14 protein-coding genes are annotated in these 17,941 nt (G+C 71.7%); 6 read left to right on the top strand and 8 right to left on the bottom strand.

Features of this window, described 5'->3' with window-relative positions; all coding sequences use genetic code 11:
* Positions 1–76: 76 nt before the first annotated feature.
* The 3 genes from AB0I04_RS30630 to AB0I04_RS30620 all read right to left on the bottom strand — a co-directional run bounded on the left by AB0I04_RS30630 (position 77) and on the right by AB0I04_RS30620 (position 3,901).
* A complete protein-coding gene (locus tag AB0I04_RS30630) occupies positions 77–1,429 on the bottom strand; it encodes a glycoside hydrolase family 28 protein (protein ID WP_360892075.1) in 1,353 nt (450 codons plus the stop codon).
* Between the two features lie 131 nt (positions 1,430–1,560).
* On the bottom strand, positions 1,561–2,988 hold the full coding sequence (locus tag AB0I04_RS30625) for an MFS transporter (RefSeq protein ID WP_360892004.1): 1,428 nt from the start codon (positions 2,986–2,988) through the stop codon (positions 1,561–1,563).
* Positions 2,972–3,901: an alpha/beta hydrolase gene (locus AB0I04_RS30620; RefSeq protein WP_360892001.1), complete on the bottom strand. Its 930-nt coding sequence runs from the start codon at positions 3,899–3,901 to the stop codon at positions 2,972–2,974. The genes AB0I04_RS30625 and AB0I04_RS30620 overlap by 17 nt, the downstream gene beginning before the upstream one ends.
* 196 nt (positions 3,902–4,097) lie before the next feature.
* Here AB0I04_RS30620 and AB0I04_RS30615 point away from each other — a divergent pair, with 196 nt between their 5' ends.
* Complete coding sequence (locus AB0I04_RS30615; protein ID WP_360891998.1) at positions 4,098–5,045, top strand: GntR family transcriptional regulator; 948 nt, start codon at positions 4,098–4,100, stop codon at positions 5,043–5,045.
* Positions 5,046–5,092: 47 nt separating this feature from the next.
* Here AB0I04_RS30615 and AB0I04_RS30610 read toward each other — a convergent pair whose 3' ends face one another.
* From AB0I04_RS30610 to AB0I04_RS30600, 3 genes are all read right to left on the bottom strand, one after another.
* The gene (locus AB0I04_RS30610) at positions 5,093–5,869 is read right to left on the bottom strand and encodes an ABC transporter permease (RefSeq protein ID WP_360891995.1); all 777 of its coding nucleotides are present in this window, start codon (positions 5,867–5,869) and stop codon (positions 5,093–5,095) included.
* A 94-nt stretch (positions 5,870–5,963) separates the two neighbouring features.
* Entirely contained in the window at positions 5,964–7,496 is a 1,533-nt protein-coding gene (locus AB0I04_RS30605) for an ABC transporter permease subunit (protein ID WP_360891993.1), read from the bottom strand.
* Positions 7,493–8,359 (bottom strand): ATP-binding cassette domain-containing protein, encoded by an 867-nt coding sequence (locus AB0I04_RS30600; protein ID WP_360892071.1) that lies wholly within the window; start codon positions 8,357–8,359, stop codon positions 7,493–7,495. Before AB0I04_RS30600 ends, AB0I04_RS30605 begins: the two co-directional genes overlap by 4 nt.
* A 218-nt stretch (positions 8,360–8,577) precedes the next feature.
* Between AB0I04_RS30600 and AB0I04_RS30595 the strand changes: the two genes are divergently transcribed.
* The 4 genes from AB0I04_RS30595 to AB0I04_RS30580 all read left to right on the top strand — a co-directional run bounded on the left by AB0I04_RS30595 (position 8,578) and on the right by AB0I04_RS30580 (position 12,175).
* Positions 8,578–9,801, top strand: coding sequence for a HAMP domain-containing sensor histidine kinase (locus AB0I04_RS30595; protein WP_360891990.1), 1,224 nt, complete (start codon positions 8,578–8,580; stop codon positions 9,799–9,801).
* Positions 9,798–10,463 carry a response regulator transcription factor gene (locus AB0I04_RS30590; protein WP_360891987.1) on the top strand — a complete coding sequence of 222 codons (666 nt, stop codon included), beginning with the start codon at positions 9,798–9,800 and terminating at the stop codon, positions 10,461–10,463. The genes AB0I04_RS30595 and AB0I04_RS30590 overlap by 4 nt, the downstream gene beginning before the upstream one ends.
* A gap of 143 nt (positions 10,464–10,606) precedes the next feature.
* Positions 10,607–10,951 carry a YciI family protein gene (locus AB0I04_RS30585; protein ID WP_360891984.1) on the top strand — a complete coding sequence of 115 codons (345 nt, stop codon included), beginning with the start codon at positions 10,607–10,609 and terminating at the stop codon, positions 10,949–10,951.
* Between the two features lie 3 nt (positions 10,952–10,954).
* The gene (locus AB0I04_RS30580) at positions 10,955–12,175 is read left to right on the top strand and encodes a sigma-70 family RNA polymerase sigma factor (RefSeq protein ID WP_360891981.1); all 1,221 of its coding nucleotides are present in this window, start codon (positions 10,955–10,957) and stop codon (positions 12,173–12,175) included.
* Between the two features lie 54 nt (positions 12,176–12,229).
* On the opposite strand, the gene AB0I04_RS30575 is transcribed toward AB0I04_RS30580, so the two are convergent.
* On the bottom strand, positions 12,230–13,405 hold the full coding sequence (locus AB0I04_RS30575; RefSeq protein ID WP_360891978.1) for an FAD-dependent monooxygenase: 1,176 nt from the start codon (positions 13,403–13,405) through the stop codon (positions 12,230–12,232).
* Positions 13,406–13,443: 38 nt separating this feature from the next.
* A complete protein-coding gene (locus tag AB0I04_RS30570; RefSeq protein WP_360891975.1) occupies positions 13,444–16,560 on the bottom strand; it encodes a BTAD domain-containing putative transcriptional regulator in 3,117 nt (1,038 codons plus the stop codon).
* A 284-nt stretch (positions 16,561–16,844) separates the two neighbouring features.
* Between AB0I04_RS30570 and AB0I04_RS30565 the strand changes: the two genes are divergently transcribed.
* On the top strand, positions 16,845–17,939 hold the full coding sequence (locus tag AB0I04_RS30565; protein ID WP_360891972.1) for a glutamate--cysteine ligase: 1,095 nt from the start codon (positions 16,845–16,847) through the stop codon (positions 17,937–17,939).
* Positions 17,940–17,941: the final 2 nt, after the last annotated feature.

The following is a 17,941-nucleotide window of genomic DNA, read 5'->3' as shown; positions in this document are numbered from 1 at the left end:
CGGCTCTGGTGCACTGGCCGGCGAAGAACGCCACGGCCTCGTGATGGGCGGCACCCGATCCGGGCCGCAACAGTGCCTAGGTCCCTCGGATGGTCACGTGCCGGGTCGTGACGTCGGCGTTCTCGACGACCGGCTCGTGCGCGGCGTGCTCGAACGTGAGGTTCGTCAGGCGCACGTCGCGCACAGGGGCGGTCTGCGCGCCGCGGATCCGGTAGGCGTAGTCGCACGGGCCGCCGACCGACCAGTTCCGTACGGTGATGCCCGACACGTCCGGGTACAGCTCGCCGCCGGCGCCGCCCATGTAGGTGTAGGTCACCTCGAACGGCACGTACGTCCACGCGGGGCACGAGACGTCGGTGACGCGGACGTCCCGGATGTACCCGCCGCGCGTCGAGGTGGACTTGACCGACAGGATCCACGCGACACTGGCCTCGTCGAGGGACGCGTCGTACGGGAGGTGGAGCCGCCGGGCGACCACGTCCGACACGCCGCCGCTCATCTCGCTGCCGATCGCCACCGCTCCGCCGCCGCTGGTGAACACGCAGTCCTCGATGAGGATGTTCTTCGACGGCACCCCGACCCGCCGGCCGTCCTCGTCCCGCCCGGACTTGATGGCGATGCAGTCGTCGTGGGTGGCGAACGTCGTGCGCTGGATCACCACGTCCTGGCACGAGTCGGGATCGCAGCCGTCGCCGTTGGGCCCGAGACTCTCCACCGAGACGTCGCGCACCGTGACGTTCCGGCAGAGCACCGGGTGGATGTTCCACATGGGAGAGTGGCGCAGGGTGACGCCCTCGATCAGGACGTTCCGGCAGGCGTACGGCTGGATGAAGCTCGGCCGGAGATAGTGGCCCGCGCCGAAGACCCGCTGGTCGACCGGGACCCCTTCCACGCCCATGCGTTCCAGGGCCGTCCAGTCCGCTCGCTGGTTCGGCATGCCGGGCTTCCAGCCGTACTGCCCGGAGCCGACCCAGAACCACCAGTGCCCGTTGTCACCCTGGGCGTCGAGGACGCCCTGTCCCGTCACGGCGATGTCCCGCTGCCCGTGGGCGTAGATCAGCGGCGAGTAGTTGTACGCCTCGACGCCCTGCCAGCGCGTCAGCACGACCGGCAGGTACGCGGCCGGGTCGGTGCTGAACAGCAGGGTCGCATCCCGGTCGACGTGCAGGTCGACGCGGCTCAGCAGGTGGATCGCGCCGGTCGCCCACCGGCCCGCGGGCACCAGGACGTGGCCACCGCCCGCCGCGTGGCAGGCCCTGATTGCCGCGTCGATCGCCCGCGTACAGTCGGTCGTCCCGTCGCCCACGGCGCCGAAGTCGGTGATCGGGAACCAGGCGTCGCGGAATCGCGGCGGCCGCGCGGCGGCACCCGCGGCTGCGGGGCGGGGGTCGGCGAGGATCGGCAGCCCGCCCGCCAGCAGCGCTCCCATCCTGAGCACGTCTCGTCTCCCGGGACCGGTCATCGCCACCTCACGAAGTGGGAAAAGGTTTTCCTACAGAAGGTGACATGCGAGCGGGCCTCCGTCAACGACGCAGGGCATCCCGGGGTACACCCGGTCACTCACTCCCGTGGTCGGGAGTGCCTCGGCAGCAGGAACACCGCGAGGAAGGTCAGGGCCAGCAGGCCGATCTCCACCCACAGCGTGACCTTCATGGCCTCCACGAACCCGCCCCGGACACCGAAGAAGATCGTGCCCAGCACCGCCATGCCCAGAGAACTACCGAGCTGCTGGACGGAGGTCAGCGCGCCGGACGCCGAACCGGTCTCATGCCGTTCCACCCCCGCGAGCACCGTCTCGAAAAAGGGCGCCATCAACAAGCCTGTTCCGGTGCCGGTGACGATCAGCGCGGGAGCGAACTGCCAGGGGCCGACGCCGGTACCGGCCAGGTGCAGAGTGAGGACGATTCCCCCGGCACCGAGGGCCATCGACAGCGCGCCGCCGTGAATGACCCGGCGGCCGAACCGCTGCACGACCTGAGCGATGCCGAACCCGACGATCACGCCGACCGACCAGGGCACCGTGGACAGCCCCGCCCGCAGCGGCGAATATCCCAGACCCACCTGCAAGAACAGACTGAAGACAAGGGAGAACCCGGCCATCCCGGCGAAGAACACGACCCCCACGATCAGCCCGCCCGTGAAACCCCGCTTGCGGAACAGGCTCGGCACGACGAGCGGGTCGGCGCCCGCACGCTGCCAGCGGCTCTCGTACCAGCCGAAGAGGCCGAAGACGACGACACCCCCGGCCATCATCAAGAACGTCCACACCGGCCAGCCGAGCTCGCGGCCCTGCACCAAGGGAAAGACCAAGAGCAGCGACGCCACCCCGGCGAAGACCACACCGACCAGGTCCAGCCTGGGCGGACGCGCGGACCGCGACTCGGGCAGGAACCGCAGGCCACCCAGGACGGCCAGGAGTCCGAACGGCAGGTTGATGAGAAAGATCATGCGCCAGCCGGTGCCGAAATAATCCGCGTCGATCAGCCAGTCGGCGAGAATCGGCCCACCGACGGTGGACAACCCCATGGCCGGACCGAACATCCCGAACGCCTTGGACGTCTCCTCCCCGGAGAACATCTCCTTGATCACACCCAGACCCTGCGGGATCATGACCGCCCCGAACAGGCCCTGCACTCCGCGGAAGGCGATCAGCGTCTCCGGCGACCACGCCAGCGCGCACAACAGCGAACCGGCCGTGAAACCGACCGCACCGACCAGGAACATCCGCTTACGCCCGGCGACATCGCCCAAGCGCCCTCCGGTGAGCAGGCCGACCGCCATCGCCAGGGTGTAGGCGGCCCCCAGCCACTGCACCGTGGTGGCGCTACCCCCCAGATCGGCCCGGATGGACGGCGCCGCGATACTCGTGATCACGGCATCGAGCATGTCCATGACCTCGGCGGCCAACAGCACGAACAACGCCACCCACCGCCACCGGTACACCTCCGGGACGGCGGTCCCGGCACGGGACTCATCGGTCGCGGTCATGTTCCTTCTCCGATCGATCGCCGGCCAGCTCGGCGAAGATCTCCACCAGTTCAGGTCGTTCGAACGGGCCGACGTGGGGTGCCGCGACGCTTCGTACGTCGGTCGGGTTGTCCGGAGTGAGGCGGTCGGCCTCGCTGATGAATCGGTCCTGCAGCGCCGGCGGAATCAGCCGGTCGAGGGTGAAGCGCACGTACGTCCGGGGAATCCGGCCCCAGGTCTGCGCTTCGCCCCGGGCCTCGGCGATGGGAATGCCGGCGGGCTCGTCCGGCTCGAGCATGTTGAGCAGCCGACTCACTCCCTCGTCGGTGAAGTCTCCGGCAAGGCACTGCTTGATTCCGTCGACCACCGCCGGGTCGGCCGAGCGCCAGTTGATCCGGCTCACCCCCAGGTTCGCTGGATCGGCGGCCATCGCCGCCATCACCCGGGGAAGCAGGCTCTCGCCGTTCTCCGGCGTTTCCAGATAGGCGGCCAGGTTCGGCAGGTCCACGCAGCAGTACGCCGCCATGTAGACGACCCGTTCGAGCAGGTCGGGGATGGCGTTGCCGACCCTGCTCACGGTGACGCCGCCCTGGCTGGCGCCGGCGAGGATCACGGGCCCGTGGCGACGGGCGCGGCGCACCACGTCCACGACGCGCTCGACATAGTCGTCGATGGTGACCTTGGCGAGCGGCGACGGCTCGGTCGCCAGCGCCGCGAGGTCCTGCGGGGCCTGGTACGCCCGGGGGAAGAACCCCTCGGCGCCGTGGCCCGGAAGGTCGACGGCCACGGCTCGATGCCCGCGCAGGGTGAGTTCGCTGATCAGTCCCGAGCAGAAGAACGACGAGGAGTTGGTGCCGTGGACGAACACCAGCGTCGGCGGTCGCCGATCGTCGTGATCGACGGCGGCGGCCTCTGCCTCGTGGTTCGTTGTCATCGTTGTCTCTCCTTGTGCCTACGGCCGCCGCGCTGATGCGTACGGCGTATCGGACGTCGTGCGTACATGGTATTCGTGTCACCAATGACGTGGACTTTTTCCAAGCATTTAAGCGAACAAAGTGAACTAGTGCCGACTGAATTGAACTAGTACACTTGCGGCAGATAACGACCCCACCGATGGATCGGGGACTCCCATGCCGTCGTCTACGCAGCGACCGGATCCGCCCTACCGGCGGATCGTCGCGGAGATCCGTGCTCAGATCCTGTCCGGGGACATGCGGCCCGGCGACCGGGTGCCTTCCATCCGGCAGATCGCCCAGCGATGGGGCGTCGCGATCGCGACCGCGACCAAGGTGATGGCGGCTCTCCGCGACGACGGGCTCGTTGAAGCCAAGGTCGGTTCCGGCACAGTGGTCAGCGCCCGCACGCGCCCCGAGCAGCCGGCCGGCCTGACCACGTCGCCGAGACCGCAGCCCAAACAGGCACTGAACCGGATTCAAGTCCTCCGCACCGCCATCGCGATCGCCGATGTCGAAGGACTCGACGCCGTGTCCATGCGACGGCTCGCGGCCGAGCTCGGGGTCGGTCCGATGTCGCTCTACCGGCACGTGGCGAACAAGGACGAGCTGGTGACGCAGATGACCGACGAAGCCTTCGGCGAACCCGAGCTACCCGTCCCGGGGCCGGAGGGGTGGCGAGCCAAGCTCGAACTGATCTCCCGCCGGCAGTGGGAGCTGTGCCGACGGCACCTCTGGCTGCCCAGGGCCGTCTCGTTCACTCGCCCGTTGCTGGTGCCCAACATGATGGCGCACACCGAATGGACCCTGCGCGCACTCGACGGACTCGGGCTGCCCATGACGACGCGGATTCGCGAGGCACTCACGCTGCACGCACTGGTCATCACGGTTGCCCTGCCCATGGCGGACGAGACCGAAGCGGAGCAGGAGACCGGTGTGACGCTCGACCAATGGTGGCTCGAACAGCGAAAGCGGTCGAACGAACTCCTCGGCAGCGGACGATTTCCCCTGCTGGCCACGATTGACGCGGAAACAGTGTCGGACCTGGACGGACTGTTCGAGTACGGCCTTGCCCGCCATCTCGATGGTTTCGCCGCCCTGGTGGAGGATCAAGCAAGAGCGTGAACCAGTGGCGCGGTCGCCCTTGAGCCGCGCCGGGCGCGACGCGGGCCTCACGCGTCGCGCAGCCGGAGCAGCAGGCCGCCGGTGAGCAGCGCCCCGGCGGCCCACGCGGCGAGCACGCCCAGCCCCGCCCATGGGCCGAGCGGCAGGCTCGACACGTGGGTGGTCGACTGGATGGCGAGCCCCGCCTCCATCGGCGAGATCCGCCACAGGAGCCGCTGCCAGTCCGGGTCCGAGGTCATGACCGGCAGGACCGCGAGGATGTACAGCAGGCCGAACACGACGCCGATGGCCGTCGCCGAGTCCCGTACGGCGGTGGCGACGCCGAGGCCGAGCAGGGCGATCAACGCGAGGTAGAGGACCGAGCCGGCGGCCGCGCGCAGCGTCGGCCCGTCGGCCAGGGACAAGGGCGCCTGGCCGTGCGCGGGGACGAAACCGTTGCCGGGCAGGATGAGCCGCGCGGCGAGCAGCGACCCGAGCACGGCCATCGTCCCCGTGGCCAGCGTCAGGCCGGTGAGGATCGTCGCCTTGGCGGCCAGGACGGCATCCCGACGCGGCATCGCGGCCAGGGTGGTCCGGATCATGCCGGTCCCGTACTCGCCGGTGATGGTCAGGACGGCCAGGATGGCGACGATCGCCTGGCCCGCCTGGACTCCCGTCAGGGCGACCTTCGGGGTGTCGTACCGGCAGCCCGCCGCCGGGCAGGACACGGTCGCGGCGACCGCGGCGCTGACGGCGACGGTCAGCGCGACCCCGGCGAGCAGCAGCCAGGCCGTGCTCGTCACGGTGCGCAGCTTCGTCCACTCCGCATGGAGTTCCCGTCTCATGAGCCCTCCTTCGTCGGGGGAGCGATCCAGGCCGCCATGCTCATGATTCGCTCGCTCCGCTCACTCATGAGCCCCTCCTTCATGCGTCCCTCCTTCATGCGTCCCTCCGGCGCAGGAGGAGGACGGCCAGGACGAGGGCGAGCACGGCGTATCCGCAGCAGACGGCGAGACCGACCCACGGCGGCAGCGGGTAGTAGCCGCCCTGGGGCGAAAATGAGGCGGTGACCTGTGGGTACGCCGGGATGCTCTGCTGGATCGCGAACCCGGCGGCCGGGGTGAGCCGCAGTAGCCAGCGCGCCGCGTCCACGGGCAGGACGGACGTGGTCGCGAGGATGCGCGGCAGGATGACCAGCACGAGGGCGATGGTGATCGCCGGGGCGCTGCGCCGGAACACCGTGCCGAGCGCGAGGGCGAGGACGGCGACGACAGCGGCCAGCGTGGCGGTACCGGCCACGACGCGCAGCTGGGTGAGCGAGCCGACCGGCAGGATGTAGTTCCCGTTGGAGCGCAGTATGTGCGCGGCGACCGGCATCGTGACGCCGGCGGCGGCCAGCCCGGCGAGGAAGGTCAGCGCGGCGAGCACGAGGGCCTTCGCCGTCAGCACCCGGCCCCGTCGCGGGGAGGCGAGCAGGGTGGTCCGGATCAGGCCCCGGCGGTACTCCGCGGTGATGAACACCACCGCCACCACGATCACGACGATGAGCCCCGCCGGCAGCCCGGAGAGTGTCTTCTCGACGGTCAGGCCGTCCGTGCGGGGGGCGATGTCGCCGACCCCGGTCACGGTGAAGGTGCCGCCGGACTTCACCAGACCGCCCGGATGGTGGATCGCCCCGTCAGGTTCCCTGGTGGCTCCGAGGTCGTCGTGGCTCCACGCGCCGCCCGACGTCCCGCCACCCACGCTCACGCCGTCGAAGACGGCGGTGGCCTGGGCGAACCGCGACGCCGCGATGACCCCGCCGAGATCCGCCTGCGTCACCGTCAGGTCGCCCGGCGACGCGGCGAACAGACCGATCCGTACCGTGGCCGGCAGCCCGGCGAGACGTGCCGTGCCCACCTTCGACCACCGGCTGCCGTCGGCCGACTCATAGCCGGTGAGGTCGTCGCCGGAGCGGACCAGCCGCAGCCAGCGCGGGGACGTCCTCGACACGCCGCCCGGACCGCCGGCGACGTCGTGGGTGTAGTCGTACTGCATCCGCACGCCGTGCCCGCCGGTGACCATCAGCGCCGCGTACGCCGACCCCTGCCGGGTGCCGTCCTTGACCATCACGCCGGCCTTCGCCCACGGCTCGACCTTGGAGGCGACCCGCCGGACGCCGGGCGTGGCGTCCGGCAGGCGGACCTGGCCGGTCAGGGAGGTCAGGCGAACGGAGATGGAGCCGTCCCCCTGCAGCGACCGGTGGACGAAGTAGAACTTGTCGTCCACCGCCTCGCCGCCCGGCCCGATCGGCACGGCGGGGCAGACGTCCGTCGGGCCGCCGCACGATGAGTGGCTGCCCGAGGCGGAGAAGAGCCCGAGCAGCACGGTGACCAGCGCCGCGATCACCAGGCCGATCACCCAGCCGCGGACCGTGCGGAACTTGGTCCACTCCGCGCGCAGCAGCCGTGCGAAGCCCAAGGTGATGGTCATCGGGTCGCCTCCCGCACCGTGGCGGCGCGGAACTCGACCGCGTCCCGCGTGAGCTCCATGTACGCCTCTTCCAGGGTCGAGCGGTGGGCCGCGACCTCGGAGAACGGCAGCGCGTTCGCGGTGAGGAACGCCACGATCCGCTCGGCCGGCAGCCCGGAGACGACGAGGGTGTCGCGGCCGGTGACGGTCACCGCGACGCCGGCGTGTACCAGCGCCGTCATCGCCCGATCCGGTTCCAGGGTGCGCACCGTGACGCGACCGCGGGAGGCGGTGGCGATCAGGTCCGCGACGCCGGTGTCCGCGACGACCCGGCCGCGGCCCACCACGACGAGGTGGTCGGCGGTGTCCTGCAGTTCGCTCATCAGGTGACTGGACACCAGGACGGCTCGGCCCTCCGCCGCCAGCGACCGCAGGAACCCGCGGATCCACCGAATCCCCTCGGGATCGAGGCCGTTGACCGGCTCGTCGAGCATAAGGACCGGCGGGTCGCCGAGCAGCGCCGCGGCGATCCCCAGCCGCTGCCGCATGCCCAGCGAGAAGCCGCCGGCCCGGCGCCGCGCCACGGACCGCAGCCCGACCTGCTCGATCACCTCGTCGACCCGCCTGGCGTCCAGGCCCTGGGAGTGGGCCAGCCACAGCAGGTGGCTCCGCGCGGTACGGCTCGGCTGCAGCGCGGCGGCGTCCAGCAGCGCCCCGACATGGCGCAGGGGATCGCGCAGACTCCGGTACGGCCGGCCGCCGACCAGCGCGGTGCCCGCGTCGGCCGCGTCCAGGCCGAGGATCACCCGCATGGTCGTGGACTTCCCGGCGCCGTTGGGCCCGACGAACCCGGTGACCCGCCCTGGCCGTACGGTGAACGACATCCCGTCCAGCGCCACGGTCGACCCGAAGCGTTTGCGCAGGTCGTTGACCTCGATGGTCGCTTCCCCGTTCACTGTCCCGTCCTTTTCGCTCGGCTGTGGGAACCGGGCCGATCCTGGAACGGACGCCGTAACGAGGGCCGAACGGACGCTGTTATTCCGCTGTTAGGGCGGACCGGGCATGCTGAGTGCCCGCGTGGAAACGGACGGAGGAGTTGGAGATGTCGAACGGCTCGGATCATCACCTCACCCGGCCGGTCCGCCGCCTCACCCGGTCGATCCGCCTGCCGAACCGCCCCGTACGGTCGCGGTTCACCGCCTTGTACGGCGTCGTGTTCTTCGTGTCCGCCGCGGGACTGCTGGCGATCGCCAACCTCATGACCCGCGGGTCGCGGGTCAGCACCATGTACCCCGGCCCGGAGCCGGTGCCTCAGGAGAAGGCACTGGCCCAGGCCCAGATGCAGATCGCCTGGCTGCAGAATCAGCTCACCGAGCAGCATGCGGCGCAGAATCGTCGGCTGCTGGTCGGGTCGGCGATCGCGCTGGCCGTCATGGCGGTGGCGTCGATCGTCCTGGGACGCCTCCTCGCGGGACGGGTGCTGCGTCCGCTGCGGACGATCACGGCGGCGACGCGGCGGATCACCGCGGACAACCTGCACGAGCGGCTGGCCGTGTCCGGCCCCGCCGACGAGGTCAAGGATCTCGCCGACACCATCGATGACTTGCTGGAACGCCTGGAAGGTGCCTTCGCCGCCCAACGCCGCTTCGTCGCCGACGCCTCCCACGAGCTGCGCACGCCGCTCACCACCATGCGGGCGTCACTGGACGTGGCGGTGGCCAAGCCGGAGCCCGCGCCGCCGCAGACCGTCGCCCTCGCCGACCGGCTCCGTGGCGAGCTCGACCAGGTCGACCGCCTGCTGGAGGGGCTCCTCGTCCTCGCCCGGACGCAGCACGGCGACCTCCCGGACCGCGCGACGGTCTCGCTCGCCCACGTGGCCTCCGAAGCGGTGGCCGGCCGGTCCGCGGACATCGCCGCCCGGCGGTTGTCCGTCCGCGAGACCGCGGACGGCGACACACCGGTACGGGGCAGCCGGGCGCTCCTGCGCCGCATGGTCGACAACCTCATCGACAACGCGATCCGCCACAACGAGGACGGCGGCTGGATCCGGGTCGCCACCGTGGCCGACGGCGAGAACGCGCACCTGGTGGTCGAGACGGGCGGCGAGGTCCTCGACCCACGGCAGGTCGCCGAGCTGACCCGGCCGTTCCGGCGGCTCGGCGCCGACCGTACGGGCACGGGCGACGGGACCGGGCTCGGGCTGTCGATCGTCGCGGCCGTCGCCACCGCGCACGGTGGCACTCTGGACCTGCGCGCCCGCCCCGACGGCGGGCTGCGGGTCGGCGTCTCGCTGCCATCTGTGGTGCACGCTGGTGTTCCGGCGTGAGGGTGCTGGTCGTCGAGGACGCCCGTTCGCTCGCCGACGTCCTGGCGGAAGGGCTGCGCGACCAGGGCATGGCCGTGGACGTCGCCCATGACGGGCTGGAGGCCGTCGCCAAACTCGACGTGAACGCCTACGACGTGGTCGTCCTCGACCGCGACCTGCCCGGGCTGCACGGCGACACCCTCTGCCAGATGATCACCGAGAACGACGACCGGGCCATGGTCCTCATGCTGACCGCGGCCGGCGCGCCCGGCGACCGCGTCAGCGGGCTGATCCTGGGAGCGGACGACTACCTCGCCAAGCCGTTCCACTTCCCCGAACTCGTCCTGCGGGTCCGGGCCCTCGCGCGCCGCCGGCCCGCCGCGCGGGCCCGTACGCTGCGCTCGGCGGGAATCGAACTGGACCCGGTGCGACGCACCGTCACCCGCGACGGCCGCCTCCTCGACCTGTCGGTCAAGGAGTTCGGGGTTCTCGAAGCGCTCCTGCGCGCCGCGCCCGCGTTCCTCAGCGCCGAGAAACTGCTCGAGCAGGTCTGGGACGAGCACGCCGACCCCTTCACCAACACGGTCGCGGTGACCATCGGCCGGCTGCGCCGCAAGCTGGGCGAGCCACCCGTCGTCATCACCACGCCCGGCGTGGGCTACCGCGTCGTCGATCCCGGCTGATCGAGCCGCCCAACGCGGCCGAGGAAGTCGTCATAACGTGTTCCAGGAAATCGTCGTCGCGAGGTGTCCTGCCGGGCTCCGGCCGTACGTCCTTAAAGTGAAGCCGGCGACCGGAGCCGGCCCAGGATCCGAAGGAGTCGGTCATGCCCATGTACATCGCCCTCACATACACGCGCGACGTCGACTGGACGCAGCCGGAGTACGCCGAGGAGACGAAGGACTACAACGAGTTCGGACAGGCGGCCGCCGACGTGATCAAGGGCGGCCACGCGCTGTACCCGACCGCCACGGCGACGACCGTGCGGGTCTCCGGCGGCAAGGGCGGCGACGTGATCACGAGCGACGGGCCGTACGCCGAGACGAAGGAGGCCCTGACCGGCTTCTACCTGCTCGAATGCGCCGACCTGGACGAGGCGGTCGCGGTGGCGGCCAAGATCCCGGCGGCGTGGGACGGCGCGGTCGAAGTCCGCCCGGTCGTCCAGTTCTGACCGATGGGGGCCGGTGACGCGGCGGCGACGCTGGTACGCGACGAGGGTGCTCGCGTGCTGGCGACGCTGATCCGCGTCACCGGCAGCGTCGACCTGGCCGAGGACGCGGTGCAGGACGCCGTGGTCCGTGCGCTGGAGACGTGGCCCCGGGACGGTGTGCCGGACGACCCGCGCGCCTGGCTGGTGGTCGCCGCGAAACGCCGGGCGATCGACGTCATCCGCCGGGAGGCTCGCCGGGCGGGGAAGGAGGCGGAGGCTGTGGCGTTGATCCATCCGGACCCCGAACCTCCGGAGGTCGTCCGCGACGACCTCCTCCGGTTGGTCTTCACCTGCTGCCATCCGTGCCTGGCGGTGGAGGCGCAGGTCGCCCTGGCACTGCGGAGCCTCGCCGGGCTGTCCACCGCGGAGGTCGCCCGCGGGCTGCTGGTGCCCGAGGCGACGATGGCCAAGCGCCTCACCCGGGCGAAGCAGAAGATCGCGCGGGCTCGCATCCCGTACCGCGTGCCGCCCGCCGAGGAGCTCCCCGCGCGGCTGTCGGGAGTCGCGGCCACCGTCTACCTCATCTTCACCGCGGGGTACACGGCGGATTCCGGCGGCGACCTGGTCCGCGTCCCGCTGACGGCCGAGGCGATCCGGCTCGCGCGCCTCCTGGCGGAGCTGATGCCCGACGAGCCGACCGTCCTCGGTCTGCTGGCGCTGCTGCTGCTTCAGGACGCCCGGCGCGCGGCCCGCGTCGACGCCGAGGGCCGCCCGGTCCTGCTGACCGACCAGGACCGTGGCCGCTGGGACTTCGCGGAGATCAAGGAGGGGGTCGAGCTGGTCGGCGCGGCGTTGCGGCGCACTCCGGAACGGCCGGACGCGTACGTCGTGCAGGCCGCGATCGCCGCATGCCACGCGCTCGCCCCGTCGTACGCCGCGACCGACTGGGACGCCGTGATCTCCTGGTACGACGTGCTGCTCACCGTCCAGGACACCGATGTCGTACGGCTGAACCGGGCGGTGGCCGTGGCCGAGCGGGACGGGCCGACGGCCGGTCTGGCCCTGGTCGATGCGATCCCGAGCCTGGACGAGTACCCGTGGTGGCACGCCACCCGCGCCGAACTCCTGCACCGCGTCGGCCGGCACGGCGAGGCGCGCACCGCGTACGAGCGGGCCGTCGCGATCGGGATGAACGACCCTCAGGCCGACCACCTGCGCCGCCGGATCGCCGAGCTCCCCGAGTAGACGTCGCGCGCCGTCTTCCCCACCGGAACGCGCATTTCTCGAACTCCTTGATCATTATTGGTCATGAGATGTGGATGCGGGCGCCGGGTAGTCCTTCAGGTCGATGTTCGAGGCGAACCTGTCGGTCATCCACAGCATCGATTTGAGCAGGAGCCGGCGCTTGAACATCTGGTTCCGCATGGTGATGCGGGCCTGGGTCGGCGGGGCGAGGAACGGACCGGCGTTGCCCTTCCGCGCGATCTTGGCGTAGCCGCGGAACTCCTCCTCGTACCGGCGGAAGGCCACCCGGTGGTCGCCGCCGGCCGCCGCGAGCTCCCCGGCCAGGACGTACGCGCCGACGACGGCCAGGCCGGTGCCGAAGCCGCCCAGAGTGTTGCCGTACGCGGCGTCGCCCAGCAGGACGACCCGGCCCTTGGCGTAGTGGTCCATCTCGACGCGGCTGATCGAGTCAAGGTAGAACTCCGAAGCGTCGGACGCGGCGGCGACGATCTCCGGCATCTTCCACTTCCCGCCCTGGTATGCCTGGGCGAGGAGCCGCTTCTGCTGGTCGGTGTTCCAGCGGTCGAAGTCGAGCCGCTCGGAGGCGAAGACGAAGAACGCCGACGCCTTGTTGCCCCAGAGCGACACCATGCGGCCCGGCTCGTTGTACATCACGCTCTGCACGGCGGGGCCCGCGGCGGCGACGTCGGCGAGCGCGTAGTAGTGGCCGAGGAAGCGCACGTGATCCTCCTCCGGGCCGAAGGCCAGACGGCGGACGTTGGAGTGGATGCCGTCCGCGCCGACGACAAGGTCGAAGGTGCGCGGTGCGCCGCGTTCGAAGGTGGCGTGGACGCCGGACGCCGTCTCGGTCAGGGAGGTGATCGAGTCGCCGAAGACGTACTCGCACCGCCCCGCGGTCCGCTCGTACAGGAGGGCGGCCAGGTCGCCGCGCTGGATCTCGATCGCACCACCGGTGAACTCGGCGGGCATGACCGCCTGCGGCCGGCCGTCCGCGTCGATGAAGGTGGTGTCGTGCGAGCCGGTCTGGCGGCGCCGCACCTCGTCGAGGATGCCCATGCGCTCCAGGACCTTCATGTGGGTCGGGCCCTTGAAGTCGACGGCCTGGCCGCCGGGTCGGAGGACGGGCGCCTTCTCGACGATCGTGACGGTGCAGCCGTGGCGCTCGAGCCAGTAGGCGAGGGCGGGGCCGGCGATGCTCGCGCCGGAGATGAGGACCGTGGTGTTCTTCATGTCCCCGACTCTCGCCGGGGGCGTTGACAGTCCGTCCGCTATCCGCTGACAGTCTCGTCGACGGCTGTCAGCGCCTCCGCGCGCGACATCGCGGCGCCGCGCGCGAACGCCGCGGCGAACGCCTCCGCGCCGATGAGGTCGCGGGCGCGGGCGGCGACCCGGTCGACGTCCGGGTCGCGCGCCACGGTCATCCCGCACAGGGCGACGGCCGCGCCGAGCAGGACGGCGGCGCGTTCGCCCCCGCCCTCGGCGCAGGCGCCCGCCCCCTCGGCGCGTTCGCCCGCCTCCTCTCCTACGACGACCCCGGCGAGGCCTCTGACGGCCTCGGCGAGGTCCATGGCGATCGGGGACTCCCGGGCGGCCGCGACGACGCGGCGATGCCAGGTCCGGGCCGCGTCGTCGTCGCCTTCGGCCTCGGCGAGCCGTCCCAGCGCGGTGAACAGCCATGGCTGTGTCGTCTCGACGCCGAAGCTCGCGTCTCCGGAGACGCGCAGAGCCTCGTCGAGCCGGAACCGGGCCTCGACGAGGTCGCCACCGAACCGGGCGATCTCCCCCAGACCCATGTGCACCGCGGCGGGCGCGTCCGCCCGGCCCGCCTGGCGGGACAGCTCCTCCGCGCGCCGGAGATCGGCGGTGGTGGCGGCGATGTCGCCCTCGCGGGTCAGCGCCTCGGCCCGGTGCACGAGGACGTCCACGACCTCTTCGTACGCGCCGAGCTCGCCGAGCAGCGTGAGCGCCTCACTCCACAGGTCCCGGGCGCGCGCCCACTCTCCACGCCGGCCGGCGACCACTGCGAGCCAGTCGAGGGTCTGGGCGGTCCCCCACCGCTCGCCGATCGCGCGGAAGCGGGTCAGCACGTCCGCGAGCCGGCGTTCGCCCTCGGCGGGGTCGCCGCCGAGCACGATCAGGAGGGCCACGCTGAACTGCTCCAGCGCCTGCGTCCATGGATCACCGACGAGCATGCGGGTGTTCTGGGCCCCGGACGGCGCGGGCGGGCCGGCGGCCATCCCCCACAGGGCCGCGGTGAACGGGTGCCGCAGCGGCCGGTCGAACGACCGTACGGTCTCCTCGGCCCCCTTCCAGTGCTCCGGACCGGGCCGGGGCACGGCCTGCACCACGCACGCGACGTACTCCTCGTCCAGCCCCTCGACGGGCGTGTCGAGAAGCTCGGCGGCGGCCTTGCCGACCTCACCGCGCCGCCCGCTCAGCCAGCCGTACGTCCCGAGCGCGGCGACGAGCCGCAGCGCCATCTCCCGGTCATGGTGGACGGCCCAGCGCAGCGCGGCCACGAGGTTGTCGTGCTCGGCGGAGAGGCGAGCCAGCCACTCCAACTGCTCGGCGCGGCGGAGGTGAAGGTCGGCGCGCTGGGCGAGTTCGAGGAAGTGCCGGGCATGAGCGGCGCGCACGAGCTGCGGCTCGTCGGTCTCGGCCAGGCGCTCGGCGCAGAACAGCCCGATCGTGTCGAACATCCGGTAGCGGACGCCGTCCGTCTCGACGAGCGACTTGTCCACCAGGTCGGCCAGCGCGTCGGCGGCGTCCAGACCGCAGACCACCTCGGCCGCCTCCAGTGACGCACCCCCCGCGAACACGGAGAAGCGCCGAGCCGCCATCCGCTCGTCAGGCCCGAGCAGGTCCCAGCTCCACTCGACGACCGCGCGCAGGGTCTGGTGCCGGGCCGCGGCCGTACGGTCGCCGCGCGACAGCAGCCGGAACCGGTCGTGCTCGGCGAGGCGGCGGGCGATCTCCTCCACCGGGAAGGTGCGCAACCGGGCGGCGGCGAGCTCGATGGCGAGCGGCAGGCCGTCGAGCGCCGCGCAGATCCGCGCGACGGCCTCGGCGTTGCCGGGTCCGAGCTCGAAGCCGGGCCGTACGGCCGCCGCCCGGTCGGCGAACAACCGCACGGCCGGATAGTCCGAGGCGTCGGCGGTCGCGGAGCCCGGCGGGGGCACGTCCAGCGGCGCGAGCGGTACGAGCGTCTCCCCCGTGAGCCCGAGCGGCTCCCGGCTCGTGGCCAGGATCGTCAGCCCCGGGCACTCGCCGAGCAGGCGGCGGGCCAGCGCCGCGGCGCCGGCGACGAGGTGCTCGCAGTTGTCGAGGATCAGCAGGAGGTCCCGCTCGGCGACGGCCGAGACCAGGCGGCTCACCGGATCGGGTGCGTCGAGCGCGTGGAACCCCGTCTCGCGCACGCCCAGCGCGCTGAGCACCGCGCCCGGCGCTTGGTCGCCGTCGTCGAGCGGGGAAAGGTCGGCGAAGCACGTCTCACCGCCCCGGCGGCCCGCGGCCTCGACCGCGAGCCGGGTCTTTCCGGAACCTCCGGGACCGATGATCGTGACCAGTCGGGAGTCGCGCAGGTCGTCGAGCCGTCGCAGCTCGCGGTCGCGTCCGATGAAGCTGGTGAGCTGCGCGGCGGGCCTGCGCCGGGCCGCCGGCGCGGGCTCCTGGGCGCGTAGGACGGCCAGTTGGATGGCGGCCAGCTCCGGAGAGGGATCGACGCCGAGCTCCTCGGCGAGCAGGTGCCGGGTCTCCTCGTACACCGCGAGGGCCTCGGCGGGCCGCCCGGCGGTGTTCAGGGCGCGCATGAGCTGGCCCCGGGGTCGTTCCCGCAGCGGGTGCTCGGCGACCAGCCGCCGCAGCTCCGCGACCGGCGACCCGTCGGGCAGGGCCAGCTGGGCCTCGGTGAGGTCCTCGGTCGCCGCCAGCCGAAGCTCCTCCAGGCGGGCCTTGTCCGCGTCCGCGAAGGGCAGGTCGGCCAGTGCCGGGCCGCGCCACAGCCCGAGCGCCCGGCGGAGGATCGCGGCGGCGTCCGCGTGGGTACCCGCGCCCAGCAGTCTCCGCCCTTCCCGGGCCAGCCGTTCGAAGCGATGGACGTCGACGTCGTCGGGGTCGACCGCCAGCCGGTATCCGATGCCGTCGAACTCGAGCATTCCCGGCGGCAGGTGACGCCGTACGCGGGACACCTGCGCCTGGACGGCATTGAGCGCGCCGGACGGCGGATCGTCGCCGTACTGGCCGTCGACCAGCCGTTCCACCGGCACCGCCCGGTCCGCGTGCAGGAGCAGCATCGCGAGCAGCGCACGCGGCCGGGGACCGCCCACGGAGATCGTCTCCCCGTCGGCCGACCGCACGTCCAGGGGACCGAGAATGCCGAACCACATGCCGCCGATTGTCCCGGCAAACCGGTGCATTCGGGACTGTTCGCCCGATGTCCGCTCAGGCGCTTCCGCCCCTCCCATCACTCGCGTTCGCCAATCAATGGCTGATCAACGCTATTTAGCTGCTAATTCGCCGATTTCCATTAATTGGAGCGTTCCGCCGTTTTACCCTGATGTTGCCACGGGGGCACTGATCGACGATCACGGGGGACCTTTTTGGTGCAGCGTGAACTGGAACTGCCATGCCTTTACTTTCCCGCAGCTGAAAACCAGCAGAGTAGGACATAGTGAATATTCGCACCGTGGGAGTGGAGGAGGAATTCCTCCTCGTTGACCCGATCAGTGGACGGCCCCGTGCCGCGGCCGACGCCGTAATCCGGCGGGAGCCCCACGGCGGTGACGGCGGCCTGCTCCAGAACGAGTTCCAGTGCGAACAACTCGAGACGGGCACCCGCCCGTGCTCGTCCATGACCGAACTCGCCGACCAGATTCGCCTGATGCGGCACGTCGCCGCGACGGCCGCCCGGCGTCAGGGCGTGGCGATCGCCGCACTCGGGACCTCGCCGCTGCCGGTCCGGCCCACGGTCACGCCCAAGGCGCGCTACCTGCGGATGGCCGAGGAGTACTCCCTCACCGCCGCCGAGCACCTGATCTGCGGATGCCACGTTCACGTGGCGGTGGAGTCCGCCGACGAGGGCGTCGCCGTCCTCGATCGGATCCGCCCCTGGCTGCCGTCCCTGCTGGCGCTGAGCGCGAACTCCCCGTTCTGGCAGGGCACCGACAGCGGTTACGCCAGCTACCGCCGGCAGGTCGTGGGCCGCTGGCCGTCCTCCGGCCCCACCGAACTCTTCGACACGGCGGCCTCCTACCGGGCGGCGATCGCGGCGATGCTGGACAGCGGCGCGATCCTCGACGAGGGCATGGTCTACTTCGACGCGCGGCTGTCCCGCCGGTATCCCACGATCGAGATCCGCGTCGCCGACGTCTGCCTGCTGATCGACGACGCCGTGCTGATCGCCACCCTCGTCGGCGCGCTCGTGGAGACCGCCGCGCGCGCCTGGCGGGCGGGTGAGCCGGCGTCGCGGGTGCGAACCTCACAGCTCAAGCTCGCCACCTGGCGGGCGGCCCGCTCCGGTCTCCGGCACGACCTGGTGCATCCGGTCACCGGTCATCCCGCCCCCGCCGAGACCGTCGTACGGGCGCTGGTCGACCACACGACGCCCGTGCTCGCCGACACGGGCGACCTCGTCCCGGTCGAAGGGCTCCTGCTCGGCGTCCTCAAGCGGGGCAACGGCGCGGAACAGCAGTGGGAGATCCATCAACGGACCGGCGACCTGTCCCAGGTGGTCGCCCACGCCGTCGCCCGCACGCTGGAGTCCTGAAG

This window comes from Actinoallomurus sp. NPDC050550 (assembly GCF_040655075.1).
In the GTDB taxonomy this organism is placed as follows: Bacteria; Actinomycetota; Actinomycetes; order Streptosporangiales; family Streptosporangiaceae; genus Actinoallomurus.
This window is presented reverse-complemented; position numbering and strand designations above follow the sequence as displayed.